This window comes from Bacillus sp. SRB_8, from assembly GCF_003264205.1.
GTDB lineage: Bacteria > Bacillota > Bacilli > Bacillales > Bacillaceae_G > Bacillus_A > Bacillus_A mycoides.
In genome coordinates this window covers 321,172-344,662 of record NZ_NADT01000004.1, presented here as the reverse complement: position 1 = coordinate 344,662, position 23,491 = coordinate 321,172, and the positions used below count along the sequence as shown (strand labels likewise).

Below are 23,491 nucleotides of genomic sequence, written 5' to 3'. Positions count from 1 at the left end.
CATTCTCCGTACTATAATCATGTATGGAAAAGGAGATGGATACAATGACTCAAAGCGCACCAGAATTCAAAGTTTTGCAAAGCATTGCATTTCTTGCTGTCGTTTTGCAAAGTTCCTTATTATATACAATGAATCAAGGAAATGTCTTACTCGAGCAATCTCTCATTATGGGCATGCTATTTAATCTTGCAAAATTTTCAGCACCTGCATTCATATTTATCGTCGGCTTCCATTTAATTCGGCTATATACGAAGCAACTCGTTTACAGAGAATATATTTATGAAAAAGCCGCACATTTACTCATTCCTTATTTCTTCTGGTCTATTCTTTACCTATTAACAACAAACGATGTCATTACACTACAAGGCGGAATAAAAAGTTTATTACTCGGAACAGCTGCACCTCATCTTTGGTACGTTATTATGATGTTCCAAATTCACTTATTGTTCCCGTTGCTATGCACACTATTTTATTGGTTTCAAAAACGAACAGAAAATAAAAAAGACATATATAAATATATGACCATTTTCGCTTGTCTATATTTCTTCTTAATGTGGTACTCTTCTCACTACATTTTTAATGGAGAGAAACTGACTAGTTCAACCATTTTACATTATACAGATCGTTCCTTCTTCTTCTACTCATTCTATTTCGTCATGGGAGGAATAGCTGCTGTATCATTAAAAACTTGGCGTATATTTGTCATGAAACATATTCCGCTTATCACAATACTATTTTTCATCTTATTTTTATTCATCAATTATGAGTTATTTAGTTTTTACGGCGCCAATTCTATTCATTTAACGGTTTCTACTTATTTAAAACCGTCCATGTTTTTATATATTGTTTGTGAAATTATGATACTGTACGTGTTATCTATTACAATTGTACAGCGACGTGGTTTCTTATATAAAGCTTTACGTTTTATCGGGAATTACACGTATGGCGCTTATTTAGCTCATTTTTTCTTCTTGCAACTATGTACAAAATTTCTTTCCTTATTCGCACTGCAAGAAAACACAATATTATATAGCCTATTACTATTTATATTAACGACCACAATCTCTATTTCAGCAATGGCCATTGGTAGCATACTACCATTTCACACGTGGGTTACAGGGCCTTCCCCTACGACAAATATGAAATGGGCGAAGATTGCCATTCGGAAAAATCATGAAAAAGTATTTAAACCATATATTTGATATAATAAAGTGAAACTTTAATCAGTGGAGGGGTTCTTCATCCCCCACTGATTATTAGTTGAACCAATCGGGCATTTACGGGCAGCCCGATCCCCACCTAACTTCTTTTCTTTTGCTGAATTTTGAGGTAGGGGTCTTACTGCCCGTTAATGCGGGATAGTATTTCATATAAGAAAAGAAAGTAGGACACACCTATGATTAATCAAATTGGGCAAATTATGTTATATGTAAATAACCAAGATGAATCAGTACAATTTTGGACAGAAACAGTAGGATTCCAAATCGTTGCGGAAGAAAATAACGGTCAAGGATTTCGCTGGATTGAAATTGCGCCGGCAAAAGAAGCTGGAACAAGCATCGTCCTTCACGATAAGGCGTTAATTGCGAAGATGCAACCTGAATTAAACTTAAATACCCCTTCACTTATGTTCTTCTCTAATAACTTAGATCAACTGTATAAAGATCTTTCTGAGAAAAATGTTACAGTTGGACAAGTTGTAGATTTACCTACTGGTAGAGCGTTCAACTTTGCTGATAATGAAAATAACTACTTTGCAGTTATGGAAAAGAAATAAGAAAAAGCTATCCGAAAAGGTCATAATAAAACCTTTTCGGATAGCTTCTTTTATTAAGAAACTTGCTCTGCATTCGTTTCCTTATGCTGTATATGACTCGTAACCCATGTGATTCCACCAGCGACAACGAGATAGCATAATAAAATTAAAATTTGCATTCGTAATTGCGACCAATCTCCTAAAGAGATAACATCTTGTAATCCTCTAAGAGAATGAGACATTGGGAGAAACTGTCCAATTTTGCTAAGCACAGCTATATTTAACTCTCCTGGGAAAGTACCTCCGCTCGTCGCTAATTGAAGAACGAGAAGCGTTACCGCTGCGAACTTCCCAACAATGCCGAATACCGTTACTAACATAAGAATAAATGTCATGAACGTAAAGGAAATAACAATACTTGATAAAACAAAGAGTGATACACTTGCAACTTCTAATTTCATAACTCCTAACACTACCACATCTACAAGTAGTGCTTGAATGAGTCCAATTAAATATACTAATCCTAGTTTATTAATAAAATGTACTGTTCCGCTTACCTTCATATTTTGTCTACGGCCAAGAGGTAAAATATTCGATGCCATAATTCCGCCAACATAAAATGCCAGTGATAAAAAGTATGGTGCAATACCTGAACCGTAGTTAGGCACATCAGAAACTGTCGACTTCACTAATTGAACCGGCTCTGAGAACATCGTATTGCGTGCATCATCATTGCGAACATCCGCTATCTTCTCTGCGCCCTCTCCCAATTTCGTAGAAAGTTCTTTCGCACCATCGTCAAGTTTAACAAGTCCGTTCGTTAACTTATCAGCACCATGATTCAGCTCTGTTCCGCCACTCGCAAGGTGATTTACACCTTCTTGTAATGATGTAAATCCATTTCCCCACTTCGTAAATCCATCAGCTAAATTCGAAGTACCATCTGCTATCTTTTTCGTTCCAGCGGTAGCTTCGTTTAACTTAACTCCGAATGTATTCATGCCTTCCTCAATCTTATGCTGACCATCAGTAAGCTTCCGCGCACCTTGTGTCAATTGTTGTTGGCTATTATTTAAAGTGTTTGTTGCTTTAGCTAATCCGTTAGAAGTAGCAATGATCTTTTGAAAAGCAGGATCTTGCTGCACTTCTGGATGACTTTTCACGTACTCTTCTAATTGTTGTTTTACACTATTTGCTGCATTGTCCGCTTTCACTTGCCCTTCAGCAAGTTTCTCACTTCCGTTCACCCATTCATTTGTACCAGCACTTAATTCACTAACTCCTGATTGTAAAGTTTTTTCACCTTGAGCTAATAACTCCATACCACTATGAAGTGAGGTCGCTCCTTGACTCAGCTCATTTGCACCGCCACTTAAGGCAGATTGACTAGAGGCAAGCTTATCACTTCCTTCTTTTAACTTCACTGTTCCATCATTTAAACGATGAATACCATCTGCAAGCTGATTCGCCCCATTTTTTGCATCCGTCGTTCCTTCGTGCAACTTCTCAGCACCATTACTTGCATCACTCAACCCTTGTGCCAAATCTTGAAACTTTGAAAAGACACCTTCTGTATAAGATTTCGTAATACTATTTGAGATTTTTGTTTTCATATTTTCAACAGCTGTCGTTCCAATTTGAGCTGCTACAAAGTTTTTCCCTGGATTTACTTTGTACTGCAGCCTCGCCGGCTCTGGTTTCTCATCCATTAGTGTACTTACCTTTTTAGAGAACTCCTCCGGAATCGTAACCACCATATAATACTTATCTTCTTTTAGCCCTTCATCAGCATCTTTTTCTGATACGAAATGAAACGCCAATTCCTTATTCTCTTTTAAATTTTTAACAAAATCGTCTCCAGCCTGGATTGTTTTTTCATCCATCACAGCACCCTTATCTAAATTAACAACTGCAACAGGTAATTTATCTAATTTTCCGTACGGATCCCAATATCCAGCTAAGAAGAATCCTGAATAAATTAAAGGAACGATTAATAAAAAAATTAAAGCGATACGTCCATGTTTATGGTTCCACATCGCCTTCCAATCTTTAAATATAAGTTGAATTCCCTTCATGAAACATACTCCTTCTCCTAATTTAACACCCTTCGAATGGTTTAACAGATTTACTATACACGTCACTTTCCATACTGTATAATACATCTTTAATTATCAATTCATTCCTTTTGGTCTATAGAAAGGAGATTCGAAGTGGAACTTCTTCAATTAAAATACTTTCAGACAGTCGCACGACTAGAACATATGACAAAAGCAGCTGAAGAATTGCATATCGCGCAGCCTTCACTCAGTAAAACAATCGCTAGACTAGAAAAGGACTTAGGCGTCCCCTTATTTGATCGCCAAGGTCGACAGATTACATTAAACTCTTTCGGCAAAGTATTTTTAAAACGAGTGGAACGCATTTTTCATGAATTAAGTGAAGGGGAACGCGAAATTAAAGATTTAGCTGAATTACAACAAGGCTCTATTACACTTGCAGTTTCTATTCCAAGAATATTACCCGAGTTACTCGGTTCTTTTTTACTAGAACACCCTAACGTTCGATTCCAACAATTTCTCGCATCTACTCCTTCTATGAAACGGCAACTAGATAATATGGAAATTGATTTTTGTATCTCCTCTGTACCAATTGAAGGCGAGGAAATGGTTTGGGAACCACTTATCACAGAAGAAATTTTCTTAGCTGTTCCTTCAGGACATCGGTTATCAAACCGCGAAAGTATCTATTTGCATGAAGTAAAAGACGAATCGTTTATTAGTATGAACACTGGTTACGGATTTCGGCACTTAACAGATGAATTTTGTAAAAAAGCTGGTTTCACTCCACATATCGCTTTTGAAGTAGATGAACCAACCGTGATTAGCGATCTCATTAAGCAAGGTCTTGGCATCGCCTTTGTCCCAAGTTTAACTTTATTAAAAAACTCTACTTTAGCATCAAATAAGTTACGTATTATTGAACCTAATTGCGAACGAACTATCGGCTTAAGTTGGTCGAAGAAGCGCTATTTATCAAACACCGCCCAGCAATTTCGTGAATTCGTGATTGATTACTTCTCCAATATTAGGGCGTAAAATTATATCGCTTTACAAACAAATAACGACACAAATAAAAGGTACCATCCCCATAGGGTGGCACCTTTTATTTGTTACTCTTATCCAATTCCATTTCCGCTAAAAGCGGCAATACGTTATCGAAAATATGTGTATTATTATTCTCACCTGTTACATATCCACCATAATATCTACTAAATACATTATCATTTCGGAATGTATTCATCCGCTCATACAATTCCTTCGCAAACTTTGTATCACCTGTTTGTAGTACGTACAAAATTGTTAATCCGTAAGATGCTGGTGATTCATAGTTCACAGCTTGTTTTCCCGTTTCTAAGTTATAACGACCATATAACTTTTCGTCTTCGCGAAATTTCTTCTTTATAAATTCCAAATAAGCGTCTGATGAAAGACCGCCTAAACTACGATGATAAGCAACGTATGATTGGTCAATAAGATTCACTTCTTTATCGTACGTAAATGTCCCATCATCTTTATACTCTTTCGGGAATGCCCAGCCCTGCCTTGGATAATCCGCTAAAAACTGAACAACTTCCTGATACTGCTGTGCAGAAATTTTTCCATACTTTTTCATATAAGAGAATGCATGCGGATTTATGTAAGATGTTGTTGCAAAGTTATTTTGTTTTCCTGTATCTGCATCGTAATAATCAACGTAATAATTACCTTTTTTATTATAACGAAGTACAGAATCACTCAATTGATCTGCAAGGTTTTTATAGCGATCTTCCTTGTACATTTCATAAGCACGATATAATTGTTCTATAATACGAAGATCATCGATAAGTGCATTAGTAGCTGACTGCATTTCTCCCTTTTCAGAGATTTTCCATATAACGATGCGATCCTTATGTACAAAGTTATTTTGAATAACCTTCACTTGTTCATCAAATAAAGCTTGATCATCTTTATCAAGTGTATATTGTAGCCATAACCCTGCAGATTCTGATAAAGCTTCACGGCCCTTCGCTTCACCCTTACCTGCCTTTGTATCCTCTAAGCGATACGTTGCAAGTGTTCCATTTTCATTCACCATATGTCGTAAAATAAAATGCTCGGTACGATTTCCTTGTAAAGCTGACCAAAATACAACTCCACCTAAAGCGATTAAGAGAATAACCCCAATCCCTATATATAAACGTTTTCGCAAGCTTTTCACCTCCTTTTAAGGCTAACCTTAATTTTACCAGAACATACGCAAATATAAAAAAGACAATCCTTTAGATTGTCTCTCTCACCTTATCCTTCGCAAGCCTCTTTAGAAGGTCTATATAGCGATTCCACAAGTCGATCATATTCACGACGCGTAATTTCTTTATTATACAACTTTAATAATAAATCTCTATGCTCTCTTGAAAATGCCATCTTTTTAATGACTTCAGGATACATAAAACACCCTCTCCATTTCACATAAACTTCTTCATCTCGGAAACAGAACTTACGTTCGCATAAAAGATTATAAAAGATTCAGCCCTAAAAAACAAATAAAATATTACCAAATATCAATTTCTTTTTTTTAGAATATTTAAATATCGCATTACCGTAATCATTTTTTAAATACATATATATTTCTGGTAGTTTTTTGAATAAATTTTCCAATTCAATCAGAAAATAATGGCAAAAAGAAGGGGAGTATACATATGGATACCGTAACATTAGCAAGGGCATTTTTTGGTTCTTCATTAGCATTCCACATTATCTTTGCAACGCTTGGAGTCGGGCTTTCTTTAATGATTTTTATAAGTGAAATACTCTATCACTGGAAGAAAGATTCCGACTATGCCATTATGGCAAAAAGATGGACAAAGGCTTTTGCTATCCTTCTCGGTGTAGCAATTCCAACTGGAACAATTGTTGGTGTACAAATTTCACTTCTTTGGCCTGGTTTCGCCAAAATTGTTGGGCAAGTTATTTCCGTTCCGTTTCAAATTGAGATTTTCGCCTTCTTTTTAGAGGCTTTATTCATGTCTATTTACGTATATGCGGCTGATAAACTGCCTCCAGTTATGAGATTAATCTCGCTATTTTTCGTTATGATTGGCGCCACTGCATCTGCCGTGCTTATTACATCGGCAAACACATGGATGAATACACCTGCGGGCTTTTCAATGAATCCAGATGGCTCAGTTTTTAACGTTGATCCGTGGAAAGCTTTCTTTAATCCGAGCTTTGGCACAAGTGCATTCCACGTCGTTATTACGGCCTATACAACTGGAGCAGCTGTTATTGCTTCTATCGCTGGATTTAAATTATTAAAGAAAAATTTAAGTGCTCGTGAAATTGCTTACCATAAAAAAGGATTACTGTTAGGGCTTGTCGTTACATTTATCACAGGTGCTACGATGTGGCTTTCAGGACACGAATCTGCTATTGCCTTACATAAACATTCACCTGAAAAACTAGCATCTGCTGAAGCTTTGTTTGAAACGACATCACACGCGCCTTTATCGATTGGCGGGGTTGTGGACCCTAACACACTTGAACTAAACTATGCCCTTGAAATTCCGAACATGCTTAGCTTATTAGTGGGACTAGACCCTAACACCGTTGTAAAAGGTCTAAAGGAATTCCCGCAAGAAACATGGCCACCATTTTACACACATACACTGTTCAATTTAATGGTCGGCACCGCTGCCTTTACCTTTGCAGTTGCAGCTATTGCCCTCTTATATTGGTACTTTGTTTACCGAAAAAAAGGAGTAGAGTTACCGAAGTGGCTTCTTTGGGGAGCTGCCGCCTGTGGACCCGTTATGTTGCTCGGTATTGAATTCGGATGGATTTTTAGTTGTAGTGGTCGTCAGCCATGGACAATTTATGGCATGCAACGCACGGTAGATGCTTCTACGCGCGCTGATTTCGTCGGTCCTTTATTTGTTTTATTCATCATTTTATATATCGGACTCGGTATTTTAACAGTCTTTGTACTACGGACATTCTTTAAGAAACATCCGTTAAAGAATGATTTACATCACGAAGGAGGCGATTCTCGTGCATGAGGAAAGCATTGCAATCATCATCTTATGGGCTCTTATTTTCGTATATAGCATACTAGGGTCTATTGATTTTGGAGCTGGTTTTTGGGGCATGGTATACGCTAAACACCCGACGCTTGCTGCCAAGCTTGCTAATCGGTACTTATCACCAACTTGGGAAGTAACAAATACGTTTCTTGTCTTTGTCGTCGTTGCTTTTCTCGGTTTCTTTCCAAAAGCGGCCTTTACCCTTGCAACCGTTATGTTTGTACCAGTTATGTTAATTTTAGTACTCGTTGCGATTCGTAGTACATTTATGGTATTTGCTTACTCCCTGCCAAAATACCAACACCTTCTTCGGATTATTTCAGGTATTACCGGGCTCTTAATCCCAGCTCTATTAATTACCGTTTTGCCAGTTACAGAAGGTGCCTATATTACGATGTCTGAAGGAAAAGAAGTGCTCCTTTACGGAAAACTTCTTTCTAGTCCCGTTATTTATTGTTATATGCTCTTCGGACTAACTTCGGAACTATTTCTATCATCTCTCTTTCTTGCTGACTTTGCTAGGGAACAAGGTTCTGAAGATACGTACCGAATTTATAGAAGAAATGCCATCATACTTGGTCCTGCAACGCTCGTGACTGCTATTATCGCTCTCGTTGTAATGGACCCTGAAACACACTGGCTTATGCAAGGACTAATAAAGCAATTCCCATGGTTTACAGTCTCTATCATTTTATTTGTTATCGGATACTCTTCCCTTTGGTGGACAAATAAGAAATATGGCACACTAGGCTTTCCTCGCATTGCAGTTTTAGCTGTCGTCGCTCAATATGCATTTGCAAGCTACGCTTACGGCGTCGCCCATTTACCTTATATCATTTACCCGGACGTAACTGTATTTACAAGCTTTACGACGGTCGAAACATTCTATGCACTTCTTATTCTTTACGCAATCGGGATTGCAATTTTACTACCAGGATTTATTTTCTTCTGGAATTTATTCTTAAAAGATCGAACATTTTTAAAGGAAAAATAGTAAATTAGGGGCATTCACACATAGAATGCCCCTAATTTATTAGACTCCTCTCCTAATAGTTATTACACTACTCCTTATACTTGCCTTATTGCTCAAAATACACATATTCACTAGATTAAGGTAGATGCCTAGTTCTTCTTATTTTCTTTTGAATATAATGCTATATAAACTTGAGACAAGCTACATTTGTTCAAGGGAAAATAGAAAGGTAGGTTAAATATGAGCATTGAAATATGGATTACTATTATTGTATTCTTCTTAACGATGATTGTTATCTTTTGGCGACCTCGCGGTTTAAATGAGGCGTGGCCGGCAGGAGTCGGCGCTAGCATTATCCTCATTACTGGACTTGTATCAAAACCAGACGTCATGGACATTATAAGTAAAATCGGCGGTGCCTCTATAACGATATTAGCGACCATCGTTATGGCGGTTATATTAGAAAGCTTCGGCTTCTTTCACTGGTCCGCAGCGAAGCTCGCAAATTTAGCGAAAGGTTCCGGACGACGCCTATACTGGTACATTCAATTACTATGTTTTCTTATGACTCTTTTATTTAATAATGACGGTAGTATTTTAATTACAACACCGATTTTGATTTTACTTCTGAAAAACCTTCAATTAAAACCTCATCAACAAATCCCTTATTTATTAAGCGGGGCTTTAATTGCCACTGCATCTAGTGCACCAATCGGTGTAAGTAATATCGTAAACTTAATCGCATTAAATATTGTTAATATGACTCTTTATATGCATACAGCTATGATGTTTGTACCTGCAACATTAGGGCTACTGTTTATGTCATGGCTCATGTATACAGTTTTAAAGAAAAAAATTCCAGAAAGATTGCCTGTTTCTTCATATGATATTGAAGAAATTTTCTTCACGAAAAACTTCCATCCGTTAAAAGGACAAAATTCTGTTAATACGAAACAAAAACGTACGAAATTCATGTTAAAAGTATTAGGCTTCGTCTTCCTTATGCGCTGTCTTCTATTCGTTGCATCCTTCTTATCGATTCCAATCGAAATTGTTGCCGTACTCGGTTCACTCGTTCTTCTCATCTGGAGATGGTACTACTTACGAACAAACCCAGTCGATATTTTGAAAAAGACACCGTGGCACATTTTAATTTTCGCTTTCTCTATGTATGTAATTATTTACGGGCTTCATAACGCAGGGTTAACAGCGGCACTTGTAAGTTGGCTTGAACCAGTTGTAAGTCAGCATCTACTCTATGCCAGCTTTGCAATGGGCGGACTCGTTTCCCTCCTCTCTAACGTCTTCAATAACCACCCTGCACTTATGATTGGTACAATCACATTAACAGAAATGGGACTAGATCCAGTCACATTAAAAACTATCTATCTCGCAAATATCATCGGTAGTGACATCGGTTCACTATTATTACCAATCGGTACACTAGCTTCCCTCATTTGGATGTATATCTTAAGACAAAACAAAATTAAAGTGAAATGGAAAGATTATTTAAGTGTATCTCTCATCGTAATCCCACTCACAACAGTCGTCACATTATTCCTCTTATACTACTGGGTACAATTATTCTTCACCTTATAAAGTGAAACTTTATAAGGTGGGTGGGTGTTCATCCCCCACTGATTATTAGCCCGCACCAATCGGACGTTTACGGGCAGTTTATCTCCCACCTAATTTCTTTGCTCCAGCCGAATTTTGAGGTGGGAGTTTTACTGCCCACAAATAGCGGGATAGACGACAGAAGCCCCCTTTGCTACCGTCTTAGCAAAGGGGGCTTCTTCTATATTTAAGTTAGGTACAGTGTGATCAATCAAGTAAAGAGGTGTAACGTATTATTGATATAAGTGACTACCAGTTTCTTTGAATTCTACCGCTTTCTCTTTCATTCCTTTTTCAATTGCTTCTGTCGTTTCTAAGTCATTTTCTTTCGCATATTCACGAATATCATGTGAAATTCTCATACTACAAAACTTTGGGCCACACATTGAACAGAAATGCGCTGTTTTCGCCCCTTCTGCTGGCAACGTTTCATCATGGTACTCCATCGCGCGTTCAGGATCTAAAGATAAATTAAATTGGTCGCGCCAACGGAATTCAAATCGTGCTTTTGAAAGTGCATCATCACGCTGATGAGCCGTTTTATGCCCTTTCGCAAGATCGGCTGCATGCGCAGCGATTTTGTACGTAATAACCCCTTCGCGAACATCATCTTTGTTCGGTAAACCTAAATGTTCTTTCGGGGTTACATAACAAAGCATCGCCGTTCCAAACCAGCCGATCATCGCAGCACCAATCGCTGAAGTAATATGATCATAACCTGGTGCAATATCTGTCGTTAACGGCCCAAGTGTATAGAACGGCGCACCCTGACAAATATCAAGTTCTTTCTCCATATTTTCTTTAATTAAATGCATCGGTACATGCCCAGGTCCTTCAATCATAACTTGCACATCATGTTTCCAAGCGATTTTTGTTAATTCACCAAGTGTTTCAAGCTCAGAAAACTGCGCTTCGTCATTTGCATCTGCAATAGAACCTGGACGTAATCCATCTCCAAGAGAGAACGAAACATCGTACTGCTTCATAATTTCACAAATCTCTTCAAAATGAGTATATAGGAAGTTTTCTTTATGATGGAATAAACACCATTGCGCCATAATCGAACCACCGCGCGAAACAATACCTGTCATACGCTTTGCAGTAATTGGAATGTAACGAAGTAATACACCAGCGTGAATCGTGAAGTAATCAACGCCTTGCTCCGCCTGCTCAATTAACGTATCACGATATACTTCCCACGTTAAATCTTCTGCAATTCCGTTTACTTTTTCAAGCGCTTGATAAATTGGCACAGTTCCAACTGGTACCGGAGCATTACGAATAATCCACTCACGTGTTGTATGAATGTTTTTACCTGTAGATAAATCCATAATCGTATCTGCACCCCAGCGAGTCGCCCACGTCATCTTCTCTACTTCTTCTGCAATAGAAGACGATACAGCAGAGTTTCCGATATTTGCATTTACCTTCACGTGAAAATTACGTCCAATTATCATCGGTTCCGCTTCAGGATGGTTAATGTTCGCCGGCAAAATCGCACGACCTTCTGCAATCTCCTTACGAACAAATTCAGGCTCTACCCCTTCACGAATCGCAACATATTCCATCTCAGACGTAATAATGCCATTACGCGCATAATGCATTTGCGAAACATTTGCACCTTGCTTCGCTCTAAGCGGCTTACGATCCATTTGCGGGAAAACAGGTGTATGTTTTGAAGCCACTTTCACACCGTCATCCTCAGGTTTAATTTCGCGTCCTTCATAAGCTTCCACATCACCACGCCCCAAGGTCCAAGAGTGGCGCGGCGTTGGAATCCCTTTTTCCAGCTCCACTTTATACTCTGGATCTGTATAAGGTCCACTCGTATCATACACACGGATTGGCGGATTTTGAACACCGTTCGTATCGCTTTGTTCAATCTCGCGCATTGGTACTTTCATACCTTCACGTGTTCCATCCACATACACTTTCTTACTTCCTGGTAAACTCGATTTCAATTCAATTTGCTCAGCTGAAACAGACTGTTTCATAACCTTTGTTGCCCCCCTGTTCGTGACAAGGACGAGATATGGCCAGCGCATGCCAAAATAAAAAGAGCCAGGTCCATAAAAGAATAAGGACCTGGCTCATAAAGACATAATTATGTAAAGCCGTTAACTTCCCTACGCTGGTACGAGCCAGATCAGGTCCAAAGGGTTAAGAAGTTCACACGCTTCTCTCTCAGCCTACGCATACGTTAGGCACCCCTAGTTTATCACTGATTTAATTTTCAATACTTTCCCATCATACACTATAATCTGAAAAATGCAAAGTTTATTTCTTTTGTTGTTTACGGAATCATCCAAGTTAAATAATAAGCCTGCACATACGTCATAATCCCAACAATAGTAACGAAGAATAAACTATGCTTCAATGTAAAGCGGAACAAATCTGACTCTTTCCCAGCAAGTCCAACTGCCGCACAAGCAATCGCAATTGATTGCGGAGAAATCATTTTACCTGTTACACCGCCCGTTGTATTTGCTGCAACAAGAAGCACTTCAGATACACCGACTTGCTGCGCTGTAATTGCTTGTAAATTCGAGAACAGTGCGTTCGCTGACGTATCTGATCCTGTTAAGAATACGCCAATCCATCCTAAGAATGGTGAGAAGAACGGGAATAATCCGCCAGTTCCTGCAAGTGCTAACGCTAATGTAGAAGATAGACCAGAATAGTTTGCGATAAATGCGAATCCTAATACGAATCCAATAGATAGAATTGGCATTTTTAGTTCGTTTAACGTTTCTTTAAATGTTGCTACTGCATCTTTTGCACTCATTTTCAAAATAAAGATAGAAATGATACAAGCAATTAAAATTGCTGTTCCAGTCGCTGATAAAATATCTAATTTCAAGATTGCTTCATAAGGTGTTGGTTTATTTACAATTGGCTCTGCTTTCATTACTAAATTGTGCAAGCCTGGAACTTCAAATTTAAATACGAGACTTTCTAAAGCGCCGCCCGGAGCGAATAACGCTTTAAAGAAACTCTGGCTCCAGATGACTACCATCACAGTCAAAATAATGAACGGAGACCACGCTTTTACTACTTTTCCTACCGTTAGTTTCGGCATAGATGTCGCCGTCGTCGTTGCTGCTACTTCACTATTCGCTTGCTTAGTTTGATAAATTTCTTTCGGTTGCCAAACTTTTAAGAATAGCGATAAACTTACTAAACTTACAAGCGCTGACGTAATATCCGGAAGTTCTGGTCCTAAAAACGTCGCTGTAATAAACTGTGTAATTGCAAATGAACTACCCGCTACAAATAAAGCAGGCCACGTTTGTTTTACTCCTTTAAAGCCATCCATTAAAAATACGATAAAGAACGGAACAAATAAAGATAAGAACGGTAATTGATGCCCAGCCATTTGTCCAATTTTATGCGGATCAATGCCTGTTACTTGTCCAGCAACTGTAATCGGAATCCCCATCGCTCCGAACGCTACAGGTGCAGTATTTGCGATTAAACAAAGACCTGCTGCATATAAAGGATTTAGCCCAAGGCCTGCAAGAAGCGCTGCCGTAATCGCTACTGGTGCACCAAATCCTGCTGCCCCTTCCAAAAATGCTCCAAATGAAAATCCAATTAAAATAACGAGTAAACGATGGTCATTCGTAATGGATAATACAGATGCACGAATGACATCAAATTGACCTGTTTTCACAGAAATTTTATATAAAAATACCGACATAATGATAATCCAAGCAATTGGCCATAATCCGTATAAGAAACCGTATCCGGTCGCTGCCATTGCCATTGTGAATGGCATTTTATACGCAAATAACGCCACCAAAATCGTTAATACAACTGTAATAAATCCTGCCACATACCCCTTCATGCGGAAAACCGCTAAAGCTAAGAAAAAAAAGATGATTGGAATAAGTGCGACTGCTGCCGAAATCCAAATGTTACCAAATGGATCGTAAACTTGTGTCCATGCGTTCATTGTTCTCTCCCCCTAAAGAATCCCCTTTTAAATAAGATATAACCTTATCAATAGACTACCAGGTCATCATACCTTTAAGCCTAAAAAATACAAAATATTTAAGAAAACGTTTTCAATAATTTTATCACAACAATTTTCATTTAAAAAGATTTTTTCGAAAATTTCATCATTTAAAAAGGAAATCTTACAAAAGCGTCACGTTTTTGTAATGTTAATCGATAGGAAGGTTGCCAAATTTATCGCATACTAAAAGTATAACAACGGACATTACTTATGAGGTGATATATATGAACGGAAACAAAATATTAGCAGCTTTATCATACTTTAGTGTATTATTTGCACCTATCTTATTCCCTATTATCGTGTGGATTGTGGGCGATTCTGAAACGAAACCACATGCGAAACGTGCTCTATGGACACATATCGTTCCAAGCATCGCTTCATTTATTGGATTAGTTATTTTAGGAATTATGGGCATCGGATCTGATCAACCAGAAGTAACACTTGGAATTGGAGCAATCATCGTCTTATGCATTTGCGGAATCATTAGCTTATACTACTTCATTTGGAATATCGTGAAAGGTATTAAGATACTGAAAGCTTAGTTTTAAACAAACGTTTGATTAAAAAGGAGCTGTCCAAAAATTAATGTCGCATGATCGTAAATGAAATTTTATCGGCGATTCGACAAGGAATATCGACTTAACTACAAAATACGAAAAGAATAACCTACCTATTAATAAGAAAAGACCGTCCCAAAATACCTTTTGGGACGGTTTTTTTATCTTCTGCGTTTCTTCTTTTTTCTCATCATTTTCTTTCGGCGCGTATTCGCTTTATCCGCTATAATGTGGAGCGTACTTGCCACAACAATCCCCATTACAAACGTTACAATTTCAACCTCGTGTTCCTTCGCAATTTCTATTAAATTTCCACCGAATGCGATTATATTTAATAGGAATAAAAACGGAGAAAACACAATTAACATGTATGCAATACGAATAATATCACCAATTATAATCGTATGTGTGAAGAAGGAACGATGGGGCATTACGCTCCTATATGGATACCAAAAAATGCGGAGGAATCCCCATTTATTATACGCATTACTGTACGTATCTAAATCCGGTGTTAAAAATGAAGTACCTACTAAAAAGCCAATTGCAAAAGTTAATAAAAAATCAAAACTTGTTAATCCATACGAAAAGAGCATAAACAAAACAACCGGAAGGGATATTAAGTTTATTTTCGTATGCGTTCTTCCTGATGGCATAATGCACTTCCTCGCTTACGTTCGCCCTGTCATCCTATGACAGTTCTCACCTATTGATCTAATTTTTGATCGATAAATGATGTGTCTATATCCGAACCAAACCATTCTGCTAACTTCACTCGTGCCTTATCTTTCACATCTTCATTTACGTATATCGATGCTTGTAATAGTGCGGCCATTAACGCACCTAAATCATCCGTATAACCGACTCCAGCAATGAAATCTGGAATGGCATCAATCGGTGCAATGAAATAAGCAAGTGCTCCGATTACAATAATTTTCACTCGTTTTGGAACATCCGGTCTTTGCAACACGTAAAACAACAATAAACTCGCATAGATTACCGACTGCCCTGCCTGCTTCGCAACATGTTTTATTTTCTTCCAAAACGCTTCAACTGAAAATTTTTGTTTCATTCAAAAGCCTCCCTATTTTCAAAAGAAATAAGCTACAATATGTTATGTTATCAGTAAAAGTTCATCAAAATTACACATAATCTATCAATGAAATTTCATTGTAACAAACAAAACCGAAAAGAACAAGTGTTCGTTAATTTTTTCATATTTTCCTTCATATAATAGTTTTCTAGATACCGATTTTAAAGTTTCTATTCCATATTTCTCAACCAAAAAACTTTCAATTTCACTTAACATTCTTTTCTATTTTTGTTATATTTTCTAGTTGACGGGCATATAAACGAATGTTAAAGTTTTCTCTGGTAGTGACAAATCACATACAAAAAAATGTAAAATGTTATAGTGTTTCTCAGAAATGAATTTTGTTGTATAATACAGAAATGACGTTATGCTTATGAGCAGCAAAAGAAACCAAAAAAAGGGTATGCATAGTTAAAGTCGTATATGGGTGAATATAGAAGCTCTAATTATGGCAAAAGAAACTATGTATTTTTTATTTTAACATTTTTCGCTCCAAAATCGACCAAGCCTGATAGAGAAAGGGTGGAAATGAATGAAAGAAACCTTGAAATCACAATTTCAAAATGTGCGTTTCACTTTATTCGTAGCTTTGGCCGTATGGCTAAAAACCTACATCATTACACGCACTAGCTTTGATTTAAAACTTGAATCTTTCATGCAAGAATTCATTTTATTCATTAGTCCATTAGCAGCAGCATTACTGTTTGTGGGACTTGCATTATTTGCAAAAGGAAAAAAACGTAACTATATAGCACTAGGAATTAACTTTATCTTAACGTTCATTCTTGTTGGTAACGTAATGTTCTACGGATTCTACAATGACTTCGTTACTTTACCAGTACTAGGACAAACGTCTAATTTCGGAAGTTTAGGTTCTAGTGTGAAAGAATTATTTAACTACAAAATCATCCTTGCATTTGCGGATATTATTGTATTCTTCATTTTATTGAAGAAGAAGAAAAATTTTGCACCGACAGAGCGTGTAGCACGTCCGATGCGTTCCCTATACTTCGTGTCAACAATTGCTATTTTCTTCGTAAACCTAGGATTTGCAGAAGCTGAGCGTCCAGAACTATTAACACGTTCATTCGACCGCGTTATGCTTGTTAAAAACTTAGGATTATATGTACACCAAGCATACGATCTTGGCTTACAAGCAAAATCAAGTTCGCAAAAAGCATTTGCCGACGGTAGTAAGTTACAAGAAACAGAAAACTATGTAAAAACAACACAAAGTAAACCAGATCCAAATATGTTCGGTACTGCAAAAGGGAAAAACGTAATTGTTGTCTCTCTTGAGTCATTACAAACATTCTTAATTGGTGCAACAGTTAACGGACAAGAAGTTACACCATTCTTAAACCAATTTACGAAAGAAAGTTATTACTTTGATAACTTCTTCCATCAAACTGGGCAAGGAAAAACATCTGATGCTGAATTCTTAGTAGATACTTCAATGTATCCACTAGACCGTGGTGCTGTATTCTTCACACACGGTAACAACGAATACACAGCAACTCCAGAAATTTTACGTCAGCAGGGGTACCACACATCGGTATTCCACGCAAACAACGCAACATTCTGGAACCGTAATATTATGTATCCGGCACTTGGTTATGATCGTTACTACAACGAACTTGACTACAAAATTACGCCAGAAACAAAACTAAACTGGGGACTAAAAGATATCGAATACTTTGATCAGTCTGTCGATATGTTAAAAGAAGTGAAGCAACCGTTCTATACTCGCTTCCTTACTTTAACAAACCATTACCCATTCACTTATGATGACAGTACGAAATTAATCGATGAATACAATTCTGGTGATGGCGTATTTGACCGTTACATGGTAACTGCTCGCTATTTAGACGAAGCAATGAAACACTTTATTGAGCGTCTAAAAGCTGAAGGCATCTACGACAACTCTGTGATCGTATTCTACGGTGATCACTATGGTATTTCTGAAAACCATAACCGTGCAATGGCACAGTTCTTAGGAAAAGAAGAAATCACTACATTTGACCATATGAACTTACAAAAAACACCGATGTTTATTCACGTTCCAGGTCAAAAAGAAGGTAAAACAATTTCAAAACCGACTGGTGAAATTGACATTAAACCAACAATTCTAAACTTACTTGGTGTAGATTCTACGAATCAAATTCAATTCGGTCATGATGTATTCTCACCTGATAATAAAGGATTCGTTGTTCTTCGTGACGGTAGCTTCGTTACAGATAAGTACATGTACACGAACAGTACATTCTACGACCGTAACACTGGCGAAGTTGTACAATTACCGAAAGAAGAATCTCAACCACTTATTGATCGTGCCCAAAATGAATTGAACATGTCTGACAAAATCATTGAAGGTGACTTACTTCGCTTCTCTGAAAGTAACAAGATCAAAACTGGTGAAGTAAAAACAGCTATTAAAGAAGAAAAGAAGAGCGCTGAGTAATCTCAGCCTCTTTTTTTATTTTCTACTATCCTTCCTCTCCTATTCATTAACTTTAAAATTACATAACCTTCACCGAATATTTACACTACATTAATGAAGTATCTTTATAATAAAATATGTAAACGAGGTTTCACATATTTCTTATCTCTCATCTGTGATAAGATCCCTTAGAGAAATATGTGCACCATTTGTTTTCAACTTTCTTATAATTGTCTTACTAAAACTTTTAATAAGACGATGTCCCTACGAAAGATAGCTACCCTCCTTGTGCAGCATTCAATACGAATGTTGCTTTTTTTATTTCAAAAAGCAGGATTCTTATTTCTTATTTTCGAATTTGTATATACAAAATGCTATAAATCACCACTACTTCTCTATAATTTTCAAATACATATACGTCATATGAAGAGAATTGCTCACATAAAAATAACTAGAGTGCTTTTTATTCATGTACTAACGAAAGGATGGGACGAAAATTGGCATACGAAAAATTTGTACTATGGAATGATGCAGTTATTGATACAACGAAACATAGCGCGTACATAGAACTTGAAGAAAGAGGCTTGCAGTTTGGAGATGGTGTCTATGAGGTTATTCGCTTATATAAAGGGAACTTTCACTTATTAGATCCGCATATCACAAGGTTATATCGCTCCATGGAAGAAATAGAATTATCACTTCCTTTCTCAAAAGCAGAGCTTATTATCCTACTTTACAAACTAATTGAAAGTAATAATTTCCACGAAGATGGTACTATTTATTTGCAAGTATCTCGTGGTGTACAAGCTCGTACCCATGCATTCTCATATGACGTCCCTCTGACAATCTATGCCTATATTACAAAGAAGGAAAGGCCAGCTTTATGGATTGAATATGGTGTACGTGCTATATCAGAACCAGATACGCGCTGGCTACGCTGTGATATCAAATCTTTAAATTTATTACCCAATGTATTAGCTGCTACGAAAGCTGAACGCAAAGGTTGTAAAGAAGCTCTTTTCGTACGAAACGGTACTGTAACTGAGGGGAGCTGTTCTAATTTCTTTCTCATAAAAAATGGAACTCTTTACACACATCCAGCCAATCACCTTATTTTAAATGGCATTATTCGTCAATATGTCCTTTCCTTAGCGAAAACCCTTCGTATTCCTGTACAAGAAGAACTGTTCAGCATTCGCGATGTTTATCAAGCAGATGAATGCTTCTTTACGGGAACGACTATTGAAATTTTACCGATGACCCACCTTGATGGAACTGCAATTCAAGATGGTCAAGTTGGCCCTATCACAAAAATGCTACAAAAATCCTTTTTTCAAAGCTTGTTACAATCCAACATGTCATCTTCTTAAACACGAATAATTTCTATTCTCTCTACATCCAACATATGTATTTAAATAAAAATCAAGGTGTAGATTTATACCTTGATTTTTTCTTGTAATCTTTTTGTCATATTCAGATTCCCGCATAAGTCTTGACAGTAATCGACATGCTCTTTAGAATTTTTAACAGTTGGTAAATATTTCTTCACTACATTACAGACAGAAAGGAATCGACAAATTATGAAAAAATACCTTGCCGGTCTTGCGGCAGTGTCTGTAGCAGGAGGAGCAGCACCTACACTTGATAGCGTTCAAGCTGCCCCTGAACAAAACACACAAAAAGCTGCTACACAAACTGTCCAAGCTTCCGCATCAAACAGTTCATCTTATACGGTAAATGCTAGCGTGCTACATGTTCGCGCAGGATCTAGCACTTCTCACGACATTATCTCTCGCGTTTATAACGGTCAATCATTAAACGTAATTGGAGAAGAAAATGGTTGGTTCAAAATTAACCATAATGGGAAAACAGGTTATGTGAGTGGTGAATTTGTATCAAAAAATGGGGGAAAAACAAATAACAATGTAAGCACAGGTGGAAACAATAAAGTTACTGCTGATGTATTACGTGTACGTACCGCTCCTAACACTTCTAGTTCTGTTTCAGGACGTGTATATGAAGGACAAACATTAAACGTAATTGGTCAAGAAAATGGTTGGGTGAAAATCAACCATAATGGAAAAGTTGGCTATGTAAGTGGCGAATTCGTATCTGGTGTTTCTTCTAATGCAGGTTCTTCAAACAACAATACGAATAATACTGTAAAACCAGCAAGCGGAAACTATACAGTAAACGTATCTTCCCTTCGCGTTCGTACAGGTCCTAGCACTTCTCATACAACTATAGGTTCTGTGAAAAAAGGACAAGTAGTACAAGTTGTAGGCGAAGTTCAAGATTGGTTCAAAATAAATTATGCAGGACAAACAGCTTACTTAAGCAAAGACTACATAACAAAAGGCGGTTCTAACGAAAACACCACGCAAGGTAACAACCAGGAACAAAACAATAATGTAACTGTTCAAACTGGTGGCACTTACGTCGTTAACGCAACATCACTACGTGTTCGTACGGGCCCTGCTACTTACCATAGCGTAATTGGTGGCGTATTAAATGGTACGAAATTAAACGTAATTGGATCTGAAGGTAGCTGGTTTAAAGTTAATTATCAGGGAAAAACAGGCTACGTTAGCAGCGAATTCGTAAAATTCGTTAAAGGTGGCACTACTACTCCTGAACAACCTGAGCAACCTAACCAAGGTGCAATTGGCGATTACTACATTAATGCTTCTGCACTAAATGTACGTAGCGGCGAAGGTACAAATTATAGAATCATAGGCGCACTTCCACAAGGACAGAAGGTTCAAGTAATCTCTGAAAACTCTGGATGGAGCAAAATTAACTACAATGGTCAAACTGGTTACATCGGAACACGTTTCCTATCTAAAACACCAGTTGGGGGCGCAGTAGATAATAAGCCTAATGAAAATCAAAACAATAACAATACAAGCAATAATAGCGGTGACAGTTCTTCTATACTTGCATACGCGAAATCTATGCAAGGCGTGCCATACGTTTGGGGCGGTTCTTCTGCTAATGGTGTCGACTGCAGTGGTTACATCTACCACGTATTTAAGAAATTTGGCCATAACATTAGCCGCCAAAGTGTTGCAGGATATTGGAGTAGCTTACCAAAAACTTCAAGTCCACAGCCAGGCGACTTAATTTATTTCCAAAATACTTATAAAGCTGGTCCTTCTCACATGGGTATTTACCTTGGAGGTGGATCGTTTATCCAAGCTGGAGATAAAGGTGTAGCAATCGCTTCATTAAGCAACTCTTATTGGAAAAGCCATTTCTTAGGGTATACGAAAGCACCTTAAGTGATAGTTTCAGAGGCTTCTAGTTTACTAGAAGCCTCTTTTTTTAAGGTTTCAATATATGAATCCCTCTTATTCTCTTTCTCACGAAAAAATTATGCGTTCATTCTCCTATTTCGTACACCATATTCTATAAAAATTGTCCAAAACGTTATCACAATGAATATATTTCAACAAAAAACATAACCTATTTCATGTCGATTCATTTTATATGTGTTTTTTCAAAGAATTTTCTTTTTATTTAAACTTTTCGTTAGACGTTTGACCTCCGATGTCCATTATGATAAGTTACTTAAGATGTTATATTCGCAAAAGTATAGACAACTGGTTTATACACTTTTTTACTATGAGGAAGGAGCATACACTGCATGAATGTTTTATGGGGAATTGGCGGCGTGATTGGAGTATTAGCAATCGCTTTCTTATTATCTTCCAACCGCAAAGCTATTAATTGGCGCACAATTTTAATCGCGCTAGCATTACAAATGTCATTTTCATTTATCGTATTACGATGGGATGCCGGAAAAGCAGGTTTAAAATACGCTGCAGATGGCGTTCAAGGATTAATTAATTTTTCTTACGAGGGAATTAAGTTCGTTGCTGGGGATTTAGTCAACGCAAAAGGACCTTGGGGATTTGTATTCTTTATTCAAGCACTACTTCCAATCGTATTTATTAGTTCATTAGTAGCAATCTTATATCATTTCGGTATTATGCAGAAATTTGTTAGCGTCGTTGGTGGTGCATTAAGTAAACTTCTTGGAACTTCTAAAGCAGAAAGCTTAAACTCAGTAACGACTGTATTTTTAGGACAAACTGAAGCTCCAATCTTAATTAAACCTTACTTAGCACGCTTAACAAATAGTGAATTCTTCACTATTATGGTAAGCGGTATGACAGCTGTTGCCGGATCAGTTCTTGTCGGCTATGCAGCAATGGGTATTCCGTTAGAGCACTTATTAGCAGCAGCAATTATGGCAGCTCCATCAAGTTTATTAATTGCGAAACTAATTATGCCAGAAACAGAAAAAGTAGATAACAACGTTGAACTTTCTACAGAACGTGAAGACGCAAACGTTATCGATGCAGCTGCACGTGGTGCATCTGAAGGTATGCAACTTGTTATTAACGTAGCAGCAATGTTAATGGCTTTCATCGCATTAATCGCTTTATTAAATGGTCTATTAGGATTAGTTGGGTCTTTATTCCATATTAAACTTAGCCTTGATTTAATCTTCGGTTACTTATTATCACCATTTGCAATCTTAATCGGGGTTTCACCGGGTGAAGCTATACAAGCAGCAAGCTTTATCGGTCAAAAACTTGCAATCAACGAATTCGTTGCATACGCAAACTTAGGACCTCACATGGCAGAGTTCTCTGCAAAAACAAATCTGATTTTAACATTCGCAATCTGTGGTTTTGCAAACTTCTCTTCTATCGCAATTCAATTAGGTGTAACAGGAACATTAGCTCCTACTCGCCGTAAACAAATTGCACAATTAGGGATTAAAGCAGTTATCGCTGGTACACTAGCGAACTTCTTAAATGCAGCAGTTGCAGGTATGATGTTCCTATAAATTAATGTACAGTCTCCTCTTTTAAAGAGGAGACTTTTTTGTATACTATAAATATAATTTTCAT

General features: G+C 37.4%; 18 protein-coding genes and 1 riboswitch. Of the genes, 11 read left to right on the top strand and 7 right to left on the bottom strand.

Annotated elements, in window-relative coordinates:
• The first annotated feature begins 44 nt into the window (after positions 1-44).
• Both B5P40_RS03820 and B5P40_RS03815 read left to right on the top strand, forming a co-directional pair.
• The gene (locus B5P40_RS03820; protein WP_113708869.1) at positions 45-1,202 is read left to right on the top strand and encodes an acyltransferase; all 1,158 of its coding nucleotides are present in this window, start codon (positions 45-47) and stop codon (positions 1,200-1,202) included.
• A gap of 194 nt (positions 1,203-1,396) precedes the next feature.
• Positions 1,397-1,777 (top strand): VOC family protein, encoded by a 381-nt coding sequence (locus tag B5P40_RS03815; protein WP_000609851.1) that lies wholly within the window; start codon positions 1,397-1,399, stop codon positions 1,775-1,777.
• A gap of 53 nt (positions 1,778-1,830) precedes the next feature.
• Here B5P40_RS03815 and B5P40_RS03810 read toward each other — a convergent pair whose 3' ends face one another.
• Positions 1,831-3,831: a YhgE/Pip domain-containing protein gene (locus tag B5P40_RS03810; protein ID WP_113708868.1), complete on the bottom strand. Its 2,001-nt coding sequence runs from the start codon at positions 3,829-3,831 to the stop codon at positions 1,831-1,833.
• A gap of 135 nt (positions 3,832-3,966) precedes the next feature.
• On the opposite strand from B5P40_RS03810, the gene B5P40_RS03805 reads away from it, so the two are divergent.
• Entirely contained in the window at positions 3,967-4,851 is an 885-nt protein-coding gene (locus B5P40_RS03805) for a LysR family transcriptional regulator (RefSeq protein WP_002129960.1), read from the top strand.
• Between the two features lie 67 nt (positions 4,852-4,918).
• On the opposite strand, the gene B5P40_RS03800 is transcribed toward B5P40_RS03805, so the two are convergent.
• Both B5P40_RS03800 and B5P40_RS32640 read right to left on the bottom strand, forming a co-directional pair.
• Positions 4,919-6,004: a hypothetical protein gene (locus B5P40_RS03800; protein WP_002191183.1), complete on the bottom strand. Its 1,086-nt coding sequence runs from the start codon at positions 6,002-6,004 to the stop codon at positions 4,919-4,921.
• A gap of 89 nt (positions 6,005-6,093) precedes the next feature.
• Positions 6,094-6,243 (bottom strand): hypothetical protein, encoded by a 150-nt coding sequence (locus B5P40_RS32640; protein ID WP_002016173.1) that lies wholly within the window; start codon positions 6,241-6,243, stop codon positions 6,094-6,096.
• Between the two features lie 251 nt (positions 6,244-6,494).
• On the opposite strand from B5P40_RS32640, the gene cydA reads away from it, so the two are divergent.
• The 3 genes from cydA (at position 6,495) to B5P40_RS03785 (ending at position 10,446) form a co-directional block, all read left to right on the top strand.
• Positions 6,495-7,850, top strand: coding sequence for a cytochrome ubiquinol oxidase subunit I (gene cydA, locus B5P40_RS03795; protein ID WP_002034780.1), 1,356 nt, complete (start codon positions 6,495-6,497; stop codon positions 7,848-7,850).
• Entirely contained in the window at positions 7,843-8,868 is a 1,026-nt protein-coding gene (locus B5P40_RS03790; protein ID WP_002089640.1) for a cytochrome d ubiquinol oxidase subunit II, read from the top strand. The genes cydA and B5P40_RS03790 overlap by 8 nt, the downstream gene beginning before the upstream one ends.
• A 219-nt stretch (positions 8,869-9,087) precedes the next feature.
• Positions 9,088-10,446: an arsenic transporter gene (locus tag B5P40_RS03785; RefSeq protein WP_113708867.1), complete on the top strand. Its 1,359-nt coding sequence runs from the start codon at positions 9,088-9,090 to the stop codon at positions 10,444-10,446.
• Positions 10,447-10,697: 251 nt separating this feature from the next.
• Here the strand turns inward: B5P40_RS03785 and thiC are convergent, their stop codons facing one another.
• Both thiC and lldP read right to left on the bottom strand, forming a co-directional pair.
• Positions 10,698-12,458: a phosphomethylpyrimidine synthase ThiC gene (gene thiC, locus B5P40_RS03780; protein WP_002016178.1), complete on the bottom strand. Its 1,761-nt coding sequence runs from the start codon at positions 12,456-12,458 to the stop codon at positions 10,698-10,700.
• A gap of 112 nt (positions 12,459-12,570) precedes the next feature.
• A riboswitch (TPP riboswitch) is annotated at positions 12,571-12,686 on the bottom strand.
• Between the two features lie 71 nt (positions 12,687-12,757).
• Positions 12,758-14,419 carry an L-lactate permease gene (gene lldP / locus B5P40_RS03775; protein WP_113708866.1) on the bottom strand — a complete coding sequence of 554 codons (1,662 nt, stop codon included), beginning with the start codon at positions 14,417-14,419 and terminating at the stop codon, positions 12,758-12,760.
• Between the two features lie 287 nt (positions 14,420-14,706).
• Here lldP and B5P40_RS03770 point away from each other — a divergent pair, with 287 nt between their 5' ends.
• Positions 14,707-15,024, top strand: a complete 318-nt coding sequence (locus B5P40_RS03770) for a magnetosome magnetite crystal formation protein family (protein WP_113708865.1) — start codon at positions 14,707-14,709, stop codon at positions 15,022-15,024.
• 176 nt (positions 15,025-15,200) lie between these two features.
• Here the strand turns inward: B5P40_RS03770 and B5P40_RS03765 are convergent, their stop codons facing one another.
• Positions 15,201-15,692, bottom strand: coding sequence for a metal-binding protein (locus tag B5P40_RS03765; protein WP_002089644.1), 492 nt, complete (start codon positions 15,690-15,692; stop codon positions 15,201-15,203).
• 50 nt (positions 15,693-15,742) lie between these two features.
• Positions 15,743-16,108: a YkvA family protein gene (locus tag B5P40_RS03760; RefSeq protein WP_002016186.1), complete on the bottom strand. Its 366-nt coding sequence runs from the start codon at positions 16,106-16,108 to the stop codon at positions 15,743-15,745.
• A 553-nt stretch (positions 16,109-16,661) separates the two neighbouring features.
• Here B5P40_RS03760 and B5P40_RS03750 point away from each other — a divergent pair.
• The 4 genes from B5P40_RS03750 to B5P40_RS03735 all read left to right on the top strand — a co-directional run bounded on the left by B5P40_RS03750 (position 16,662) and on the right by B5P40_RS03735 (position 23,427).
• Entirely contained in the window at positions 16,662-18,590 is a 1,929-nt protein-coding gene (locus B5P40_RS03750) for an LTA synthase family protein (protein ID WP_113708864.1), read from the top strand.
• Between the two features lie 464 nt (positions 18,591-19,054).
• Complete coding sequence (locus tag B5P40_RS03745; RefSeq protein ID WP_003192435.1) at positions 19,055-19,939, top strand: D-amino-acid transaminase; 885 nt, start codon at positions 19,055-19,057, stop codon at positions 19,937-19,939.
• Positions 19,940-20,149: 210 nt separating this feature from the next.
• Positions 20,150-21,850: a C40 family peptidase gene (locus tag B5P40_RS03740; RefSeq protein WP_113708863.1), complete on the top strand. Its 1,701-nt coding sequence runs from the start codon at positions 20,150-20,152 to the stop codon at positions 21,848-21,850.
• Positions 21,851-22,215: 365 nt separating this feature from the next.
• Positions 22,216-23,427: a NupC/NupG family nucleoside CNT transporter gene (locus B5P40_RS03735; RefSeq protein WP_002184643.1), complete on the top strand. Its 1,212-nt coding sequence runs from the start codon at positions 22,216-22,218 to the stop codon at positions 23,425-23,427.
• The last annotated feature ends 64 nt before the right edge of the window (positions 23,428-23,491 follow it).